The sequence below is a fragment of the Staphylococcus equorum genome, from assembly GCF_001747895.1.
Lineage (GTDB): Bacteria > Bacillota > Bacilli > Staphylococcales > Staphylococcaceae > Staphylococcus > Staphylococcus equorum_A.
Genome location: NZ_LNNB01000043.1, coordinates 18,933 through 37,473 on the forward strand (window position 1 = coordinate 18,933; position 18,541 = coordinate 37,473).

An 18,541-nucleotide genomic window follows, 5' to 3' on the forward strand; every position below is an offset into this window, starting at 1 on the left:
TATTTGAATTAATAAACAATTAAAAATTATTTTTTCATATCATTGACTATAATAACATAAAAAAGCACCTGCTTAACGTATTAAGCACGGTGCTTTTTATAAGATATTACAATGTTGGTATCATCAACTTATGTTGACAATGAAGCATGAAGTATATTATTTTTCTTCGTCTTCTTTAGATTCGCCTACAACTTCTGGTTCTTGCGTTTGTGCTTCGCCTTCCATTGCTTCGATTTCTTCTTCAGTTGGCTCTTCAGTTGGAGCTACTACTGTAACTACTGAATCAGTAGCTTCGTTTTCGATAGTAAAATCGCCTGATACTTTAATATCTTCAACTGAAATGCTGTCATTGATTTCTAATTCGCTGATTTCAACTTCGATTGCTTCAGGAATATTATCTGGAGTAGCTGTAACTTCAAGGTTGAATAATGGTTGTTCAACCACGCCACCTTCTTTAGCACCTGCTGCTTCACCAATTAAATGAACAGGTACTTCAACAGTACGTTCTTCAGTCATATTGATTGCTAAGAAATCAATGTGAGTGATTTGGTTTTTAAGTGGGTCGAATTGGTAGTCTGAAACCATTACTTTAATTGTTTTAGAACCTACGCCTAATTCGATAACACCGTTACGTCCAACTTCACGGATAACTTTAATAAATGCTACTTCGTCTACTTTAACAGAAGTATTTTTTGTACCATAACCGTAAACGATTGCAGGTACTTTACCAGTATTTCTTAGTGTTTTAAGGTCTGAACGTGTTTGTTTACCTTGACGAATAATTGACTTTAATGCAGTCATATTCATTTTCCACCTTTCGTTTTGCTCAAATATGAGCCCCTCACTTGCCCATCAACATAATGTTGCTTGCAAGCGTTTATTTTGCTCGTGAATTCACGAACGAAACCATTATACATTCATATAATATATTAGTCAAATAGCACACTAACAGATTCGCGTTCGTAAACACGGATAATTGCTTGTGCTAATAAACCAGCTACAGATAACTCTTTCGTATTGCTTGGTTTACGTGTTTCATCTAATTGAATTGAATTTGTTACGATTAGTTCTTTGATTGCTGAATTTTCAATACGTTCTTTAGCTGGACCTGATAATACAGGGTGTGTACAACAAGCATATACATCTTTAGCACCTTTATCTTTTAATGCTTGAGCTGCCAATGTGATTGTCCCTGCTGTATCAATGATATCATCAATAATAATAGCCGTACGTCCTTCTATTTCACCAACAATGTTCATCACTTCTGCAACATTTGGTTTTGGACGACGTTTATCAATAATAGCAATCGGTGATTTAAGTATATCTGCAAGTTTACGTGCTCTTGTTACGCCACCGTGGTCTGGAGAGACTACAACACACTCTTCAAGATCAATACCTGACTCATTCTTGAAGTATTCTGCTAAGATTGGCACGCCCATCAAGTGGTCAATTGGCATATCGAAGAAACCTTGGATTTGAGGTGCATGTAAATCTAACGCTATCATACGATCTGCGCCTGCAGTTTCGATTAAGTTTGCTACAAGTTTAGCTGTAATTGGTTCACGACTACGTGCTTTTCTGTCTTGGCGCGCATAACCATAATACGGGACAACTATATTAATGTTAGCTGCTGATGCACGTCTACAAGCATCAACCATAATTAATAATTCCATTAAGTGTAAATTTACAGGATTCGATGTAGGTTGAATAATAAATACGTCACAACCACGAATACTTTCCTCTATGTTGATTTGAATTTCTCCATCGCTGAAACGTTTTACTGAACATTTTCCTAGTTCGATTCCAACATGATCTGCTACTTCTTGGGCTAAAGGTTCATTACCTTTTAAAGAAAATATTTTCAAAGCAGAATTCTTATACTCATTGTTTAACATTTATAGTCCTCCAATTAATTCATTCAATTAGTTTTCATTTAAATACAAGCGCAAACTTACATTGTTTTTCAATATAAAGCATTTTGTGGTTAACAAGTTACTCAATTACATTAAGTTTAACAGTTCAAGCATGCATGTCTAAACATACACCTTTTATTTTTTCAAATAACCTTCTTTGGTTGTTTGTCTAGCTCTCGCTAATGCTAAACTGTCTTCTGGTACACTATCAGTAATCGTAGAGCCAGCAGCAATTAAAGAACGTTCGCCTAACGTAATAGGTGCTACCAGATTCGTATTGCACCCTATAAACGAATCATTACCAATAACCGTCTTGAATTTGTTAATACCATCATAGTTTACTGTGATTGAACCACAGCCAAGATTCACACGTTCGCCTATTTCTGCATCACCAATATAACTCAAGTGAGGTAATTTAGCTCCCGCTTTTACGACTGATTTTTTAACTTCAACAAAGTTGCCGACTTTCACTTTTTTGCCTAAGTCTGTACCTGGACGAAGTTGTGCAAACGGTCCAATTATCGCATAATCATCAACCATTGCTTCATTGATCACTGAATGTTTAATTGTAACATTATCACCTATTTTACTATTCGTGATTTCCGTATATTGTCCTACAACTGTCTCTTCTCCAATTTCACTATGTCCTGCAAGTTTAACTCCAGGTTCTATAATTGTGTCTTCTCCAATAGTTACATCTGCACCGATATAAGTATTTGATGGATCCACGATTGTTACACCATTTCTCATATGAAATTCGTTGATGCGTTTTCTAAATGCTTTTTCTGCTTCACTCAACATCACTCGGTCATTTACACCCATAATTTCTTCAAAATCATTTGTATGGTAAATACCTACTGTGCCTTTATCTTCTAAAATTAATGAAAGTACATCAGGCAAGTAGTATTCGCCTTGTACATTATTGTTATTCACTAACTCTAACTTTTCAAATAGCATTTGATTGTCAAATGCGAAAATACCTGAACTAATTTCATTAATTTGTTGTTCTGTATCTGTTGCATCTTTTTGTTCGACTATTTTAACTAATTGATTGTCTGCATCACGTATAATTCGGCCATAACCATATGGGTTTGCTGCTGTAGCTGTTAATACAGTAGCTTGTGCTTGGTTATTTTCGTGATGTTCAATTAAAGATTTAAGTGTTTCTGTCGTAATTAATGGTGTATCTCCACAAACTACTAACGTTGTGCCCTGTTTATCATTTAAATGTTCACTAGCCGTTTTAACGGCATGAGCAGTACCTAATTGTTCTTCTTGAAAACTATAAAGCGATGCATCGCCTAATGTTTCTTTCACGCTTTCTGCGCCATGACCTACGATTGTTACTAGCTGTTCTACGCCAGATTGTTTAACGTTATCCACGACATGTTCAATCATTGATTTGCCAGCGACATCATGTAGTACTTTGTATTTCTTTGATTTCATACGTGTACCCTTACCAGCTGCGAGTACTATTGCATGTCTTTGCATGTATGTTAACCCTCCATTAAAATATACACTTCTTTATTATTATAATTTAACGCTAGTCACACTTTCAAGGCTCAAAGTGCCAATGTTTTTTATTAACGCGTTTTTTATTACAATTGTTATAAATAAAGTGCATAGTATTTGTCATCTATTTAGGTTTTGAAAGCCGCTTCATTTTCTACAGTAACTTTTCTTATTATCGATAATTTCTAACATATTATTATGAATGAAACATACGGTGTCACTTCTTTAGACATTTGTTTCATTCATAATAATATAGTTAAGTAAAAACATGTAAGTTTTGGTTATTTATTATAAATTTCAAAATTATAATTTTTGTCACCTTTACATTTTGTAAATAATTTTAATATTTTATGTTTTAGTCACGCTTACATAAATAAAGAAGATTGAATTTCCCAGTTTTAGAAATTCAATCTTCTTTAAAACGATATTAAATTCACTATAATCTCAAATAATTAAATTAAGCTTCCTCATTAGTATCTTCTGATGATTGAGCATTTTTATCAGGGATGACCTCATCAGTTTCTTCATATACTTTCATCACAGCATCCTGTATTTCTTGTCTCATTTCTGAATTGATTGGATGTGCGATATCTCGGAATTCACCATCTGGTGTACGTTTACTTGGCATTGCGACGAATAGACCTGTGTTGCCTTCAATAACGCGTAAATCATGTACCACAAATGATTCATCTAAAGTGATTGAAACAAGCGCTTTCATTCTTCCGTCTGTTTGTATTTTTCTAAGTCTTACATCTGTCACTTTCATGTAGTGAGCCCCCCATAGTATCTCTTTGTTAGAAGCTTAACAATTTTATTAAAAATTATAAATCCTTACTTCACTTGTGCAATTACTTCTATTTCTACTTTAACATCTTTAGGTAGTCTCGCTACCTCAACGCAACTTCTCGCAGGTTGATGATGCTCAAAATATTTGCCATAAACTTCATTTATATTTTGAAATTCATTCATATCAGCAATAAAAATAGTAGCTTTTATAACCGAATCTATATCTGATCCAGCTTGGTCTAGTACAACTTTTAAATTTTCTAAGACTTGTGTCGTCTGTTCTTTTACATCATCGCTAACAATCTCTCCATTTAAATTTAATGGGATTTGTCCAGATGTGAATACTAGACCATTTACTTCTGTTGCATGTGAGTATGGCCCTAACGCTTCCGGTGCTTTGGTTGTATTAATCGTTTTCATGATGCCGTAATCGCTCCTTTAAGAAAATTTAGTTAAACTGTTGCCTTTCTCCACTTTAAATTCCTGATTGTATTCATCTACATCAGATAATCTAACTAAGGAAGTATAATCTTCAATTAATCTTTGTTTAACTTCTTTTGATTCTACTAGTACCGATACCCCTTTCACATGTGCTTTAAACTCGTTCATTAAATTCATCACACCATTGATGGATCCACCTGCGCGCATAAAATCATCTACTACAAGGACATTAGAATTTTCTGGTAATGTTCTCTTGGATAACACCATAGTTTCAATTTTTCGAGAAGATCCAGACACATAATTAATTGATACCGTAGAACCTTCAGTCACTTTGTTATCTTTTCGAATGACAACTACTGGTAAATTCAATACGTTAGCTACTGAGTTGGCAAGAGAAATACCTTTCGTAGCAATCGTAACGATTGCATCTAATTCTTCATCCATATAAAGTGTAGCGATCAGTTTTCCGACACGGTTAAGTAACGTCGGGTCTCCCATTAAATCAGACAAGAATAAATACCCACCTGGTAGCAAACGATTCTTCTCTTGGAGTTGTGCGATAACGTCATCAATGACTTCACTCGCTTCTTCTTTACTCATTTCAGGTTTATACGTCACACCGCCACTAGCCCCAGCTGTGGTAATCACTGTCCCTAATTTTTCTTTTTGGAATGTGGTTTTAATAATTTGAACATCTTCACTTATAGATGATTTCGCTTGTTTAAATTTTTGTACGAAATAAGTTAATGGTATCAATTTATTAGGGTTATTCATCAAGTATTGTGTCATATAAACAATTCGTTCGCTTCTTTTATAGCGCATTTAACTCATCCCTTCTCACTAGCCTAATAATCTTACTATATACACTTCATTACAACAGCCATTGACTGCATTGTAAACATGTCTTGCCTGGCGTTCTTTTTGTGTTAGTCCATAAACAGATGGGCCACTTCCGCTCATAACAGCACCATCCGCACCATTTTCTAACATATTTTCTTTTATTTTTAAAATCTCAGTATGCATCTTACCCGAGACAGGTTCCAATCGGTTTGAAAGACTTTTGCAAAGTAATTCATAATCTCCTGAAATTAAAGCTGATTTACAAGTTGTCGTATCCACATGATGCGGCTTATTTAAGTCTAATTTTTTGAAAATACTCGGAGAAGATATACCTAAATTTGGTTTTGCTACAACAACCCATGCTGATGGAGGTTTATTCAGAAACGTAATACGTTCACCTTTACCTCTACATAATGCTGTTTTACCAAAAATACAAAAAGGGATATCTGTGCCTATCTTAATACCGAGCTCACACAACTCATTTAACGGTCTATTTAGCTCATACAGGCGATTCATCCCTCTCATTGTAGCTGCAGCGTCAGTAGAGCCTCCTGCAAGCCCTGCTGACACAGGTATGTTCTTATCTATAGTGATTGTGACACCTTGCTTTAAATTATAATTTCTTTTCATTAATTCTGCAGCTTTATACGCCAAATTTTTATTATCGGAGGGAACGTAAGTTTGCTCTACATCAACAACTATTTTTTTGTCGTTGCGTAGTTCAAATGACAAGCGATCATTTAAATCAATCGTCGTCATAATCATTTCAACTTCATGAAAACCATCATCTCGTTTAAAGAGTGTATCCAGCGTTAAATTAATCTTTGCCGGAGCTGTTTCATAAATCATATTCCCACCCTCTTCCAATTCGATATGGTAATAAAATGATTTTAACATATTGTTATAGTTGCATTGTCTGTTTTTTAAAACTTATTTTCGATATTTTGATAAATATTTTTATAAATATACATTTAACTATATTGGACAATAAATCATTTCTTAATTTACTATTCTACAATATAGTACGCTTCTATTAAAATTATATCCATTTCCTACACCATAAATTGTGGCACAGAAAAAGGTATGTTGGCGAAGTTACACCAACATACCTTTTCATTTAATGATCTTAATATTAAAGTTTAAATTAAAAAGTATGACTCCTAAGAGACGAACTTTATTTAAATCACTTTTATTTAGTGTGCAATTGCTTCTTGCTGATTATCATCTTCAAAAGAAACTTGTACGTTTTCAGTTAAAACGTCAGCGTATGTATAAGATACACGCTCAAAGTTGTAAATTTCTTGATCTAGCTCGACAATGAAAACAGAAGGGTACGTTTCTTTTAACACACCACTACGCTCAATTGTTTTCTTACGACCACCATTCGCTTTAAGTACGATTCGGTTTCCTAATTGACAATCAAGTGAATTTTTGATGTCTCCAATAGATTTTGGCATATTGCTCCACCTCGCTACAAGTTGTATAATAACACAAATCGCGAGCTTTTGTCAAACAAAACATCAATTTTAGCAATGTAACTCAAGCTTGTCAATAATTTAAAATGCTAATTCTGTGAAATTTTTCAATTCATTGTATAATTTTGCAAATTCTTTTATTGAAAGCGTTTCTCCACGTCTTCTTGGATCTATATCGCTAGTTTCCAACCATTTTTTAATAATTTCTTTGTTCGCTTTACCATCTACAAACAAACTTTGATAGTTATTGTTGATTGTTTTTCGTCTTTGGCTAAATGCAGCTTTTGTCATTTTGAAAAATCTATCCTCGTCATCTATATCTACCTCCGGCGTCTGACGCTTCATCAATTTCACAACAATTGAATCTACATTTGGCGGTGGTAAGAAGACTGTCTTCGGCACTGTTAACACTTTACTTGTTTCAGTATAATATTGGGTAACAATTGATAGTGATCCATAAGCTTTTGTTCCAACTTGGGCATTCAATCTTTCACCGACTTCTTTTTGCATCATAACTACGTACCCATCGATAGGTAAAGCTTGTTGCATTAGATTCAATAATATCGGTGTTGTAATATAATATGGCAAGTTAGCGACCACCATGATATTGTCACAATCTGCTAAATGCTCCGTGACATAATGTGCAATATCAGCTTTTAATATATCTTCGTTTATAATTTCCACGTTTTCATAAGGTCCCATTGTATCTTTCAATACCGGTATCAAACGTTGATCAATTTCAAACGCCACAACTTTCTTTGCCTTTTTAGCTAATTGCTCTGTAAGTGAACCCATACCAGGTCCTATTTCTATAATACCTGTATTTTCACCTATATCACTCGCATCGATAATTTTTTGTATAATGTTAACGTCAATCAAGAAGTTTTGTCCTAAACTTTTTTTGAAATTAAAACCATACTGATTGAGCAATGCTTTCGTACGCGATGGTGTAGCAACATCTTTAATATCCACTTATCATTCACTTCCTTCGTTATCACTTAATGCATTTCTAACATCTGCTTCAGTATAGCCAAACGCATTGAGCTTATTTATTAATTGTTTGCCATTAGAATGTCCTATATGTAGCTTACGCCCAAGTATTTCTCTTTTTCTGCGTGCATCTTTGCCAATTATTAATCCTAAATCAATTAACACTGATTTACTGATTGTTTCGTGTCCTTCTTCAAATGGTGTACTTACATTCATTAAGGCATCTTTAATATCTGCAAGTTGTGCATGTTCTACACCAATCTTGCCTCGTTTACTTTTGGCTTTTTCTCTGTCGATATATGCGTGTTTTACGCCTGGTATATGTTTTTGAATAGTATTACGTATTTTATCACCCGGGAAATCAGGATCTGTTAATACAATTACACCTCTTGTTTCAAATGCCTGTGCTATAACAGTTAAAGTTTGCTCGTTAATCGCACTCCCATTTGTTTCAATCGTATCACATTCTACCGCTCTTTTAACACGTTCCGTATCGTCTCTACCTTCTACTACAATAAATTCGTTAATCTTCATTTATTGTTACACCTTTCATCACTTTAATTCGATTTTAGATAAAAATAAAAAAGGTATCGTCGCAAATAATGGTTACTACTTAGCATTTACTCTATGAACTAAGCCCTATTTCAGACCGATACCTTTTTTGTAATGTGTCTATCCTTCTAATTTAAATAAACGTTCTGCATTTTCAGTTGTTTGTTTGCAAACTTCCTCATAGCTAACACCGCGTAATTCAGCAATTTGTTCTGCAACCAATGTCACACGGACAGGTTCATTTCTTTTGCCTCTATATGGATGTGGTGATAAGAATGGTGCATCTGTCTCAACTAATAATCGATCAAATGGAACATGTTTCGCTACTTCTTTAGGTTGTTTCGCATTTTTAAAAGTGACTGGACCACCTAAAGATACATAGAAATTCAATTTATTAATTACATCATCTGCAATTTCAGGAGAAGCGCTGAAGCTGTGCATGATACCACCAATTTCTTCAGCATGTTCCTCTTTAAGAATATCTATACAATCTTGCGTTGCTTCCCTATTGTGAATAATAATTGGTAAATTGACGCGTTTAGCCAATGCGATTTGTTTTCTAAATAATGTTTGTTGCACATCTTTAGGCGACTTGTCCCAATGATAATCTAATCCCGTTTCACCTATACCAATCACTTTAGGGTGTGCTGCAAGCTTTTCTATCCATTCTAATCGTTCTTCTGTACAATCAACCGCATCTACAGGGTGCCATCCAATAATGCCATAGATAAATTCGTATTGGTCAATGAGTTCCATCGTACGCTCGACTGTTGGTGTATCAAACCCAACAACAAACATGCGATCTACACCATTGTCTCTTGCACGTTCAATGACCGCTTCTAAATCTTCATCATATTGTTCTGCATTTAAATGAACATGTGTATCGATAAGCATATTATATCGCTCCCTTAATTTGTGATTACTTAATTATTGCACCATTTGGAATTGCGTTTGGTAAACTTACAAGTGTCAGTACGCCGTCTTTTTCAGCAGATAAAATCATACCTTCTGATTTTCTACCCATCAATTTAGCAGGTTTTAAATTTGTTACAACTGCAACTTTTTTACCTATAATATCTTCTGGTTGATAGTATTTTGCAATGCCTGAGACGATTTGACGTTGTTCGCTATCTAAATCGACTTGGATTTTCAATAATTTATCAGATTTTTTAACTTGTTCAGCATCCGTAATCGTAGCAGCTTTAATTTCTACCTTATCAAAGTCTTTGATATCAATTTGTGGCTTACTAGGTACTTCTTCAGTTTCTTCTGAAACTTCTGCCGCTTTTTCTGGCTGCATAGATTGTTTAATATAATCAATTTCTGCATCACTATCTAAGCGTGGGAAGATAGGTTGTGGTTTATCAATAACAACAATTGGTGCAGTTAAAACACCATATTGTTTCACGCTATCAAATTCATATAATTCAGGTGAATTAATATTCAACTGTTCAAAAATTTGTTTTGGTGCATGCGTAAGGAATGGTCTTAATAACACTGCTATAATACGAATGTTTTCTACTAAATGCGCCATAACATTACTTAGCATGTCTTTTTGACTCTCATCTTTTGCTAATACCCACGGCGATGTTTCGTCAATATATTTATTAGTACGGCTGATTAACTTCCAAACCGTTGAAAGTGCTACTGAGAATTGTAAATCGTCCATATTCTCATGGAACGTCTTCACTGTGTCTATCGCCATTTGCTCCATATCTTCATCCAACTCATGTTTTGGACCTTGATATGCTGGTAATTCGCCATCGAAATACTTATTAACCATAGAAATCGTACGATTAACTAAATTACCTAAGTCATTCGCTAAATCATAATTTGTACGTTCAACGAAACCTTCAGGAGTAAAGACACCATCTGAACCAAATGGTAATTCACGCATTAAATAATAACGCGTAGCATCTAGTCCATAACGATCTATAAGTACATTAGGATCGACCACATTACCTTTAGATTTACTCATTTTGCCATCTTTCATAAGAATCCAGCCATGAGCAAAGACTTTCTTAGGTAGTGGAACATCTAATGCCATCAACAAGATTGGCCAGATAATTGAATGGAAACGCACAATTTCCTTCGCCATGATATGAATATCTGCCGGCCAATATTTTTTGAATAAGCTATCATCATCTGATAAATAACCTAATGAAGAAATGTAGTTCACAAGCGCATCAATCCACACGTAAACAACGTGTTTAGGATTTGATTTCACATGGATGCCCCAATCGAATGATGTACGTGAAACTGCTAAATCTTCCAACCCTGGTTTGATGAAATTATTAATCATTTCATTTTTACGTGAAGGTGGTTGAATAAAATCAGGATTTTCATCGTAAAATTCTAATAAACGATCTGTATATTTAGATAAATTGAAGAAATAACTTTCCTCTTTAACTAATTCTACTTCGTGACCTGAGTCTGGACTTTTACCGCCAACGATTTCACCATTTTCAAATATCGGATCCACTAATTGCGTCTCCGTATAATAAGTTTCATCTGGTACAGAATACCAACCTTCATATTCACCAAGATAAATATCTTCTTGCTTTAATAAACGTTCAAAAATTTGTTGTACCACTTCTTTATGTCGTGCTTCTGTTGTACGAATAAAATCATCATTTGAGATTTCTAATTTATTCCATAAATCTTTAATGCCTGCTATCATTTCATCCAAATATTCTAATTCAGATTTTCCAGCTTTTTGTGCTTTTTCCTGTATTTTTTGACCATGTTCATCCGTACCTGTTAAATAACGAACATCATAGCCTTGCATTCTTTTATAACGTGCGATTACATCACCAGCTGTTGTTGTATATGCATGACCGATATGTAAATTCCCACTTGGATAATATATTGGTGTAGTGATATAAAATGTTTCTTTCGCCATCAATGTTCCTCCTCGTTTCCTACGCTTTAAATATATCTAAATTCATTTTTCCCTCAATGAAACAGATGTATGTTTTTTATTTCGTTTTCTAATTTAGCCACTTTTAAAATGATATGGATAGATTACTATTCACATCGGACTTTTCATGACTTAATTTTGCTAAAATTTTAATATGATTAATAATCTCTATCTTGTCTACATTACCATAAATCACGCGTGTTATGGGAGTTTTTCAACTCATTTCTCTTGATTAAACGTGATTTTATCCTGTAAAAGTTCTTCGCTTTATCTTAGAAACTTTATCCTAAGAATAATCCATCTGACTTAGATTAATTATTGGAAACCTCATGATAAATATCATAAACTTCGCCAGTCTTCATATGACGCATTTCAGCAACTTGTTTAATTGCAGATTTAGGTTTCATATTTTCATTTATATAGTAATCCACATGTGCTTGTATCGACATATCTTCAAACCATGACGTATCTTCTTCAGCTATCGCACCTTCAATGACTACAACAAATTCACCTTTAGTTGGAATTCGATTTTCATTAAGCTGGTTTAGTAATTCTCCAACTTCTCCTGTGACAATTTGCTCAAACTTTTTAGTTAATTCTCTACCTAGTGAAACTTTTCTAGTTTCATCTACTTTTTGAATTGTTTTCAACGTCTCTTTCACACGATGTGGCGATTCATAAATAATTAGCGTACTATCTTCAAACATCCGCTGCTCTAAAATATCTAATTTCTGCTTTTCTTTTCGTGGTAAAAACCCTAAAAACGTATAAGTAAATGAGGGTAAGCCACTCGCCATCAGTGCCGTCAATCCAGCATTAGGACCTGGCACTGTTTCCACTCTAATTTCATTTGCTCTCGCTGCAACAACAAGTTCGTAACCCGGATCACTAATCAATGGTAAGCCTGCATCTGATACAAGCGCTATGCTAACATCCTGCTGCAGTTGTTCTATTAGGTAATCCGTTTGTTGTTCCTTATTGTGGTCATGATAGGATTTCAGGGGTGCTTGAACATCATAATGTGCACATAACTTTTTAGTCACTCTTGTATCTTCACAAGCAATCAAATCCACCGACCTTAAAATATCTACAGCTCTATATGTAATATCTGCTAAATTCCCTATGGGTGTTCCTACTAAATATAGTGTCGCCATTAGTTATCCCTCACTTATTAATACTAATTTTTGTTGCCTAGAATACGTTTTTATTTCATATTCTCGTTTTAAAGCTTCTGATTTCGTATCAAACATTTCTTGATAAACTAACTCTACTGGACGTCTTATTTTAGTATATTTGGCGCCTTGTCCCTTATTATGCTTTTCTACCCTTTTTTCTATATCTTTTGCATAACCAGTATATAAACTTCCATCTTTACACTTAACAATATATATATAATGTTTATCCATAATATATTTCTCTCATTTCTTTAGTATACGTTCCATCATTATTGTATATGTAAAATGGCGTTTGGATGTCTAGCCCTTGATTGCCACCTTTTCTACCTTCAACAACAATTGTTTGCGCAACTTTGCCTTGCTTACTATAGATGAAATAAAGTTTCTTAGGTTCAATCTGGTATGCTCTCATATAGCTTAAGACATCCATAAGACGTTCTGCTCGATGTACCATCACAAAGCGTCCACCTTGTTTCAGTAAATGTCTTGCTGCAAAACAACAATCCTCTAATGTACACATAATCTCATGTCGTGCGATCTTATGTGCTTCTTTCTGATGTTGGAACGCTTGATTCTCTTTAAAGTACGGTGGATTACAAGTAATAAGACTATATTTCGCTGGATTAAACTGTTTGTGTGCCTCTTTCAAATCCATATGATGCATCTGAATTCTATTTTCTAGATGGTTATGTACGATACTGCGTTGTGCCATATCTACGAGTTGTTGTTGTATTTCAATTCCATCTATAGCCTGCTGTCCTTTATCAGAAAGTAATAAAGGTATCACGCCATTACCCGAACACAAATCCATGATTGTATCCTGTTTTTTTAATTTTGTGAAATGTGCAAGTAGTAAAGCATCTGTTGAAAAAGAAAACACATCATCATTTTGAATAATTTCTAGTTTTTCTTTAATTAAATAATCTAATCTTTCATTTTCCATATGCATATTCATTATATCCTCCAAAAAAAGGACGAGACTGCGATGCTTAATAACCAAGCCTATCGCTACATCTCATCCTCAATCACATTTCCTCCATATTGTTTTATAGGCAATTTTGTTCTTTCAATTATTCACTCAGCACTTCCAAACAAAATAAACAGTCGTCACCTTTTCTATGTTTGCCGAATAACTCACCATTACAAATATGAAAACCCTCTTTATAAAGCATCGCTAAATTATCTTTACTGCGAAGTGGTCGCTTATATTGTGCTTTATGACCACTTTCTATTTTTTTAGGTTTTTCTTCTTTATCTATTAAAGTTTTTAGATTTTCATTCTCTATTTGTAAGGCTACATTTTCTTCTATGAGTTCGACAGTAAGATTTTTCAAATTAACCATATCACCGTTGATTTGATTAATATTTTCTTCTAAATGTGCTAACTTTTCAAATATCTCGCTTCGATTCAATGTTGCAACGGCCTCCTAATTAAACGTTTCTAATTCTTCCATTTTATATTCTAGTGGTTGCTCTAGGCCTTCCACTTTAATTTGCATGGAAATGTCTAAAATATTTAACCCTATCACTTTACCGTTACCTTCTGGTGTTTCAATCGGATCACCAACATCAGGTAATTGTGCACGTGCTTCCTCATAATAATCATTTTCATACTTGAGACAACACATCAAACGTCCACATGCTCCCGAAATTTTAGTTGGATTTAAAGATAAGTTTTGGTCCTTAGCCATTTTTATAGATACTGGTTCAAAATCACCTAAAAATGTTGAACAACATAAAGAACGTCCACATGGTCCAATGCCACCCAATAATTTTGCTTCGTCTCTAACACCTATCTGTCTTAACTCAATACGTGTTTTCAACTTCTGTGCCAAGACTTTTACGAGTTTTCTAAAATCAACACGTTCATCTGAAGTAAAATTAAATATTACTTTTGATTTATCTAATGTGAATTCACAGTTAACCAAACGCATTTCTAATTGTTGTTGTTGAATCGTATCTTTACACAATTCCAAAGCTTCTTTTGCAGCTTGCTCATTTTGTTCATATCTAACTAAATCTTCTTCAGTTGCAATACGTACGATTTCTTTTAATGGTAGCGTTACATCTTGATCCGCAACATTTAATGGTTCGTATTTTACACGCCCCATCTCTAAGCCTCTTTTAGACTCTACTACCACCCAGTCTCCTACAGCTAAATTAAAGTGTTGAGGCGAATAATACTCCATTTTTCCTGACTTTTGAAAATCAATGCCTACTACATTTTGCATAACTAATTCACCCCTTTTATTACGATTTGCTCAAACACTAAAGTTGGATTCACATTTTGATTCAACTTTTTATGTGCTTCTGTTATTTGATCATACATCAAAATAATTTGATTATATGTTAGTTTTTTCGTATATTCTTGTACATCGACTTGTAAATCTTGATATATCATATCATCAGTCATCCCTACTTTAGCATGCATAACATCTTGAAAGAAACCATTAACTGCAGCTAATGTGACCATTTGTAACCTTCTGTTTTTAGCCTGTTTCAATAAATCTACAATAGCAATCAATGCCATAGGTCGATTTGTTAAAAGTAATTGGCACCATTTAATAATACTTTTACGTAGCGCCATTAAATCTGCTTCTTCATTTAGCGTAACTGCCGTTTCAATTTGCGTAGTATATGTACTTAGTAATTCAGCTACTGGACGCGAAATATCACGCTCTACTAATCTATTTATAAAATTAGCTTTATTAATAGGTTTAAAATAAACATGCTGACATCTCGAATGTATTGTGTCTAAGATTTGCTCAGGTTTCGTAGTTAATAAGATGGCGATGGTATTTTCAGGAGGTTCCTCTAAAAATTTCAAAATGCTATTTTCACCTTGAATTGTTAACTTTTCAAAGGATTCAATAATATATACTTTATAGTCACCTTCTATTGGTAATTGATTCATATGATGTAATAACTGTTCTATTTGATCTTTCTTTATTGTAGTCTCTTCAGAGGATATATACATAAAATCAGGATGATTAAATGTTTCTACCTTTAACTGACATTGATTGTCTTGATTACATAAAATAAGTTTCGTAAAATCAATAGCGACTTGTTGCATTGTCTGACCATCATCACCCTCAAATAAATAAGCATGTGACAATTTATTTGATTGATAGGCTTTCGTCAGTCTTTCTCGTTCATCCATTATAAAGTTACTCCTTTATATAAAAAGGCTGCTTATATATAGTTGCTCTACAAAAAACATTCTAAAGATCACCATAGGTAAATCTCTTTAGCTAAAATGTAATTTGAGAGGCTACTATATTAAGCAACCATGATTTTAGAATTGATGGAAAGTTTCAACAGGCATTACAAATACCGTTGCTCCTCCAACTTCTACTTCAACCGGATACGGTATATAAGAATCTGCACTACCACCCATCGGTGTAATAGGTGAGACAAGTTGCTCTCTGTTACCACAAGTATCATTGATAACTTTCAACATCTCATCCACGCGATCATCTTCAACACCAGATAAGAACGTAGTATTACCAGCTCTTAAAAATCCACCAGTGGTTGCAAGTTTTGTTGCTCTAAAATTATGCTTAACAAGTTTATCCGACAGTTCCTGACTATCCTGGTCTTGTACAATTGCTATAATCATTTTCATACTAAACACCTCTTCCAAATATTATATCACAATTTTTCTAAGTATTTGCTGATAGATTTATACGTCGCATTTACTACTTCTTCTAAACTTCGATTTGCATCAATCACAATAAAACGTTTAGACTCATTATGAATAATTTTCCTATAACCTTCAACTACTTTTTCGTGAAATATTACATCTTCTTGATCTAAGCGATTTTGATTTCGCTGATTTTTTTGTATACGGTCACGACCTACCTCCACGCTCACATCAAGGTAAATGGTTCTATCTGGATATAAACCATTGATAGCAAATTCATTAATAGATTTCACTTCTTCTATTCCTATACCCCGTGCATAACCTTGATAAGCTAATGAACTATCTATATAACGATCACATAATACTAACTTGCCCTCATCTAATGATGGTATAACTTTACCAACAAGATGTTCTCGCCTTGACGCCGCAAATAATAAGGCTTCAGTGCGCTCATCCATATCGTCACCTTCAAGTAATACTTCACGTATTTGCTCTCCAGTTTTAACACCACCAGGTTCTCTAGTAAGTACAACATCATACTCTGTTTCTAACCGTTCTGCCACTTGTTGAATGACTGTAGTTTTACCTGAACCTTCTGGGCCCTCAAAAGTTATAAAAGCTGACATTTTATTCATCCTTAATTTCTATTTTATAATTTTTAATTCCTTCTACTCTTATATTATTATCATACCAATAATTCATTAATTTTATCATATTTTCTGTAATTTTTTCTCCTTTAAACATAACAGGGATGCCAGGAGGATATGGAACGATATTTGTTGCTAAAACTTTAGATTCAGCATGACTAATATTGATACTTTTTGTATCAACTATATCGCCCGCTTGGTATGTACCTTCTTCAGTTCTAAACGCGGACTGAGCAGGTGATTGTGTGTCTCTCTCTTCCAACTCAATCTGTCGTATTCTTTCTATTAATAAATCAAATGGATATGTATCTTCCTTATGCCATAAAGGCAAAACGAACAATACCTGATGTTCATCAGCAAGTTCAACGTAAATATCTTTAGTTTCAAAATGCTTTTGTAATTCAAAACCAGTATAACCATTACAACGTATATTCAATTTCAGTGGATCTTCAACTTTAACGATTTCAGCTCCAATTTCTTTTAACTCTTGAATTAATTGACCTCTTTTTTCAAAAAAGAGATGACTGTTATAATCTTTATAAAACTGATGCGCTAATTCCAAACTCGTCATTAATAGATAGGAAGGGCTTGAAGATTGAAAATAGGACAAATATTTAATAACCTTTTCCCGTCTCGGTGCATTCTTATGAATAAATATAATAGAACTCATTGTTAGTGCTGGTAATGATTTATGATACGATTGCACTACGTAATCCGCACCCATATTTAAAGTGGAATTGGGAAAGCCTTCTAAATCAAAATGAGCACCATGTGCTTCATCTATCAATACAGGTATATTGTGCTCTTTTAGACCTTTGATAGCAATAGATACATCAAAACACTCACCATAATAATTAGGATATGTAAGAATTGCTAATTTAGTTTGTTCTATTTGAGAAAAAAATGCATCCAAATTCGGACCTAAATATTGGTTCGTTTTTTCACTCATTTTCATTTCCAATAATTGACACTGCTCTGATGTTAAATCCAAAGCATGAAATACAGATTTATGTGCATTCCGAACTATGGAATAATGCCCCTCTTGTCCTGAAAATCCTTGGATTACTGATAAAATCCCAGACGTAGTCCCATTGACTAAATAATATGCATCATAGTCAGGATGTTTCTCTAAACCTTCCATACTTTGTGCTATCACTTCATCAGGGTGATGTAAATCATCTAATTCTGTAATCTCAGTCATATCCATTTTAAAATTTAATTGTTCTAAATAACCGATTGTCATATTTTTATGCCCAGGTACATGCATCGAAATCGGATTTCTATTTAATATATCATTAAGTTTATTAGTTAATGGTAATTTCATATGTATCCTCGCTTTTCAAACAATAATTCCAGCTCCTATAGTTCATTATATTTTAACATATAGAGAGTGGAATATGTGTTTGTCCCTATCTCTAATCCTAAATGTACTGCATATAAAAAAATTTGTCTTTAATCAAGCTTCACTAATTTTTCACTCAAAAAAAAGACACTTACTCACTTACCGCTTGTAAGCTCGTCGCGTCTTTCGCTGAGTTCGTCAGCTTCTAAAGAACTACTTCCCAATCTCATTGGGATTAGTAGTTCTTACACATGAGCTTCAGCTTATGTGTTCATATTTTAAACCAGTTGTTTTTGGTAGTTAAG

Annotated in this window: 21 protein-coding genes; all 21 read right to left on the bottom strand. The window is 33.9% G+C overall.

Features of this window, described 5'->3' with window-relative positions:
* Positions 1–156: 156 nt before the first annotated feature.
* Positions 157–801, bottom strand: coding sequence for a 50S ribosomal protein L25/general stress protein Ctc (locus AST02_RS13830; RefSeq protein ID WP_069818259.1), 645 nt, complete (start codon positions 799–801; stop codon positions 157–159).
* Positions 802–929: 128 nt separating this feature from the next.
* The gene (locus AST02_RS13835) at positions 930–1,895 is read right to left on the bottom strand and encodes a ribose-phosphate diphosphokinase (protein ID WP_002508743.1); all 966 of its coding nucleotides are present in this window, start codon (positions 1,893–1,895) and stop codon (positions 930–932) included.
* A 153-nt stretch (positions 1,896–2,048) separates the two neighbouring features.
* Positions 2,049–3,404, bottom strand: a complete 1,356-nt coding sequence (gene glmU / locus AST02_RS13840; protein ID WP_069818260.1) for a bifunctional UDP-N-acetylglucosamine diphosphorylase/glucosamine-1-phosphate N-acetyltransferase GlmU — start codon at positions 3,402–3,404, stop codon at positions 2,049–2,051.
* Positions 3,405–3,882: 478 nt separating this feature from the next.
* Complete coding sequence (gene spoVG / locus AST02_RS13845) at positions 3,883–4,191, bottom strand: septation regulator SpoVG (protein WP_002508741.1); 309 nt, start codon at positions 4,189–4,191, stop codon at positions 3,883–3,885.
* A 65-nt stretch (positions 4,192–4,256) separates the two neighbouring features.
* The gene (locus AST02_RS13850) at positions 4,257–4,631 is read right to left on the bottom strand and encodes a RidA family protein (RefSeq protein WP_069818261.1); all 375 of its coding nucleotides are present in this window, start codon (positions 4,629–4,631) and stop codon (positions 4,257–4,259) included.
* A gap of 18 nt (positions 4,632–4,649) precedes the next feature.
* Entirely contained in the window at positions 4,650–5,474 is an 825-nt protein-coding gene (purR, locus tag AST02_RS13855; RefSeq protein ID WP_002508739.1) for a pur operon repressor, read from the bottom strand.
* A gap of 18 nt (positions 5,475–5,492) precedes the next feature.
* The gene (gene ispE, locus AST02_RS13860; RefSeq protein ID WP_069818262.1) at positions 5,493–6,341 is read right to left on the bottom strand and encodes a 4-(cytidine 5'-diphospho)-2-C-methyl-D-erythritol kinase; all 849 of its coding nucleotides are present in this window, start codon (positions 6,339–6,341) and stop codon (positions 5,493–5,495) included.
* A 344-nt stretch (positions 6,342–6,685) separates the two neighbouring features.
* Positions 6,686–6,949: a biofilm formation stimulator Veg gene (gene veg, locus AST02_RS13865; protein WP_002508737.1), complete on the bottom strand. Its 264-nt coding sequence runs from the start codon at positions 6,947–6,949 to the stop codon at positions 6,686–6,688.
* Positions 6,950–7,048: 99 nt separating this feature from the next.
* Positions 7,049–7,939: a 16S rRNA (adenine(1518)-N(6)/adenine(1519)-N(6))-dimethyltransferase RsmA gene (rsmA, locus tag AST02_RS13870; RefSeq protein WP_069818263.1), complete on the bottom strand. Its 891-nt coding sequence runs from the start codon at positions 7,937–7,939 to the stop codon at positions 7,049–7,051.
* A gap of 3 nt (positions 7,940–7,942) precedes the next feature.
* A complete protein-coding gene (gene rnmV / locus AST02_RS13875; protein ID WP_069818264.1) occupies positions 7,943–8,491 on the bottom strand; it encodes a ribonuclease M5 in 549 nt (182 codons plus the stop codon).
* 138 nt (positions 8,492–8,629) lie between these two features.
* Positions 8,630–9,403, bottom strand: coding sequence for a TatD family hydrolase (locus tag AST02_RS13880; protein ID WP_069818265.1), 774 nt, complete (start codon positions 9,401–9,403; stop codon positions 8,630–8,632).
* A 25-nt stretch (positions 9,404–9,428) separates the two neighbouring features.
* Positions 9,429–11,411, bottom strand: coding sequence for a methionine--tRNA ligase (gene metG, locus AST02_RS13885; RefSeq protein WP_069818266.1), 1,983 nt, complete (start codon positions 11,409–11,411; stop codon positions 9,429–9,431).
* 329 nt (positions 11,412–11,740) lie between these two features.
* Positions 11,741–12,583, bottom strand: coding sequence for a 16S rRNA (cytidine(1402)-2'-O)-methyltransferase (gene rsmI, locus AST02_RS13890; protein WP_069818267.1), 843 nt, complete (start codon positions 12,581–12,583; stop codon positions 11,741–11,743).
* Positions 12,584–12,586: 3 nt separating this feature from the next.
* Positions 12,587–12,835, bottom strand: coding sequence for a GIY-YIG nuclease family protein (locus tag AST02_RS13895; RefSeq protein ID WP_002508731.1), 249 nt, complete (start codon positions 12,833–12,835; stop codon positions 12,587–12,589).
* Positions 12,828–13,553, bottom strand: a complete 726-nt coding sequence (locus tag AST02_RS13900) for a tRNA1(Val) (adenine(37)-N6)-methyltransferase (protein ID WP_069818272.1) — start codon at positions 13,551–13,553, stop codon at positions 12,828–12,830. Before AST02_RS13900 ends, AST02_RS13895 begins: the two co-directional genes overlap by 8 nt.
* A gap of 121 nt (positions 13,554–13,674) precedes the next feature.
* Positions 13,675–14,016, bottom strand: a complete 342-nt coding sequence (yabA, locus tag AST02_RS13905) for a DNA replication initiation control protein YabA (RefSeq protein ID WP_002508729.1) — start codon at positions 14,014–14,016, stop codon at positions 13,675–13,677.
* A gap of 15 nt (positions 14,017–14,031) precedes the next feature.
* On the bottom strand, positions 14,032–14,835 hold the full coding sequence (locus AST02_RS13910; RefSeq protein WP_069818268.1) for a PSP1 domain-containing protein: 804 nt from the start codon (positions 14,833–14,835) through the stop codon (positions 14,032–14,034).
* Between the two features lie 2 nt (positions 14,836–14,837).
* The gene (locus AST02_RS13915; protein WP_069818269.1) at positions 14,838–15,764 is read right to left on the bottom strand and encodes a DNA polymerase III subunit delta' C-terminal domain-containing protein; all 927 of its coding nucleotides are present in this window, start codon (positions 15,762–15,764) and stop codon (positions 14,838–14,840) included.
* 135 nt (positions 15,765–15,899) lie between these two features.
* On the bottom strand, positions 15,900–16,229 hold the full coding sequence (locus AST02_RS13920) for a cyclic-di-AMP receptor (protein ID WP_002508726.1): 330 nt from the start codon (positions 16,227–16,229) through the stop codon (positions 15,900–15,902).
* Between the two features lie 26 nt (positions 16,230–16,255).
* Positions 16,256–16,873 carry a dTMP kinase gene (tmk, locus tag AST02_RS13925; protein WP_069818270.1) on the bottom strand — a complete coding sequence of 206 codons (618 nt, stop codon included), beginning with the start codon at positions 16,871–16,873 and terminating at the stop codon, positions 16,256–16,258.
* Between the two features lies 1 nt (position 16,874).
* Positions 16,875–18,218, bottom strand: coding sequence for a lysine decarboxylase (locus tag AST02_RS13930; protein ID WP_069818271.1), 1,344 nt, complete (start codon positions 18,216–18,218; stop codon positions 16,875–16,877).
* Positions 18,219–18,541: the final 323 nt, after the last annotated feature.

Excerpts from the sequence above, each read along its gene's own strand:
- AST02_RS13830 (WP_069818259.1), bottom strand. The coding sequence starts at position 801 with ATGACTGCATTAAAGTCAATTATTCGTCAAGGTAAACAAACACGTTCA.
- AST02_RS13835 (WP_002508743.1), bottom strand. The coding sequence starts at position 1,895 with ATGTTAAACAATGAGTATAAGAATTCTGCTTTGAAAATATTTTCTTTA.
- glmU (WP_069818260.1), bottom strand. The coding sequence starts at position 3,404 with ATGCAAAGACATGCAATAGTACTCGCAGCTGGTAAGGGTACACGTATG.
- spoVG (WP_002508741.1), bottom strand. The coding sequence starts at position 4,191 with ATGAAAGTGACAGATGTAAGACTTAGAAAAATACAAACAGACGGAAGA.
- AST02_RS13850 (WP_069818261.1), bottom strand. The coding sequence starts at position 4,631 with ATGAAAACGATTAATACAACCAAAGCACCGGAAGCGTTAGGGCCATAC.
- purR (WP_002508739.1), bottom strand. The coding sequence starts at position 5,474 with ATGCGCTATAAAAGAAGCGAACGAATTGTTTATATGACACAATACTTG.
- ispE (WP_069818262.1), bottom strand. The coding sequence starts at position 6,341 with ATGATTTATGAAACAGCTCCGGCAAAGATTAATTTAACGCTGGATACA.
- veg (WP_002508737.1), bottom strand. The coding sequence starts at position 6,949 with ATGCCAAAATCTATTGGAGACATCAAAAATTCACTTGATTGTCAATTA.
- rnmV (WP_069818264.1), bottom strand. The coding sequence starts at position 8,491 with ATGAAGATTAACGAATTTATTGTAGTAGAAGGTAGAGACGATACGGAA.
- AST02_RS13880 (WP_069818265.1), bottom strand. The coding sequence starts at position 9,403 with ATGCTTATCGATACACATGTTCATTTAAATGCAGAACAATATGATGAA.
- metG (WP_069818266.1), bottom strand. The coding sequence starts at position 11,411 with ATGGCGAAAGAAACATTTTATATCACTACACCAATATATTATCCAAGT.
- rsmI (WP_069818267.1), bottom strand. The coding sequence starts at position 12,583 with ATGGCGACACTATATTTAGTAGGAACACCCATAGGGAATTTAGCAGAT.
- AST02_RS13895 (WP_002508731.1), bottom strand. The coding sequence starts at position 12,835 with ATGGATAAACATTATATATATATTGTTAAGTGTAAAGATGGAAGTTTA.
- AST02_RS13900 (WP_069818272.1), bottom strand. The coding sequence starts at position 13,553 with ATGCATATGGAAAATGAAAGATTAGATTATTTAATTAAAGAAAAACTA.
- AST02_RS13910 (WP_069818268.1), bottom strand. The coding sequence starts at position 14,835 with ATGCAAAATGTAGTAGGCATTGATTTTCAAAAGTCAGGAAAAATGGAG.
- AST02_RS13915 (WP_069818269.1), bottom strand. The coding sequence starts at position 15,764 with ATGGATGAACGAGAAAGACTGACGAAAGCCTATCAATCAAATAAATTG.
- AST02_RS13920 (WP_002508726.1), bottom strand. The coding sequence starts at position 16,229 with ATGAAAATGATTATAGCAATTGTACAAGACCAGGATAGTCAGGAACTG.
- tmk (WP_069818270.1), bottom strand. The coding sequence starts at position 16,873 with ATGTCAGCTTTTATAACTTTTGAGGGCCCAGAAGGTTCAGGTAAAACT.
- AST02_RS13930 (WP_069818271.1), bottom strand. The coding sequence starts at position 18,218 with ATGAAATTACCATTAACTAATAAACTTAATGATATATTAAATAGAAAT.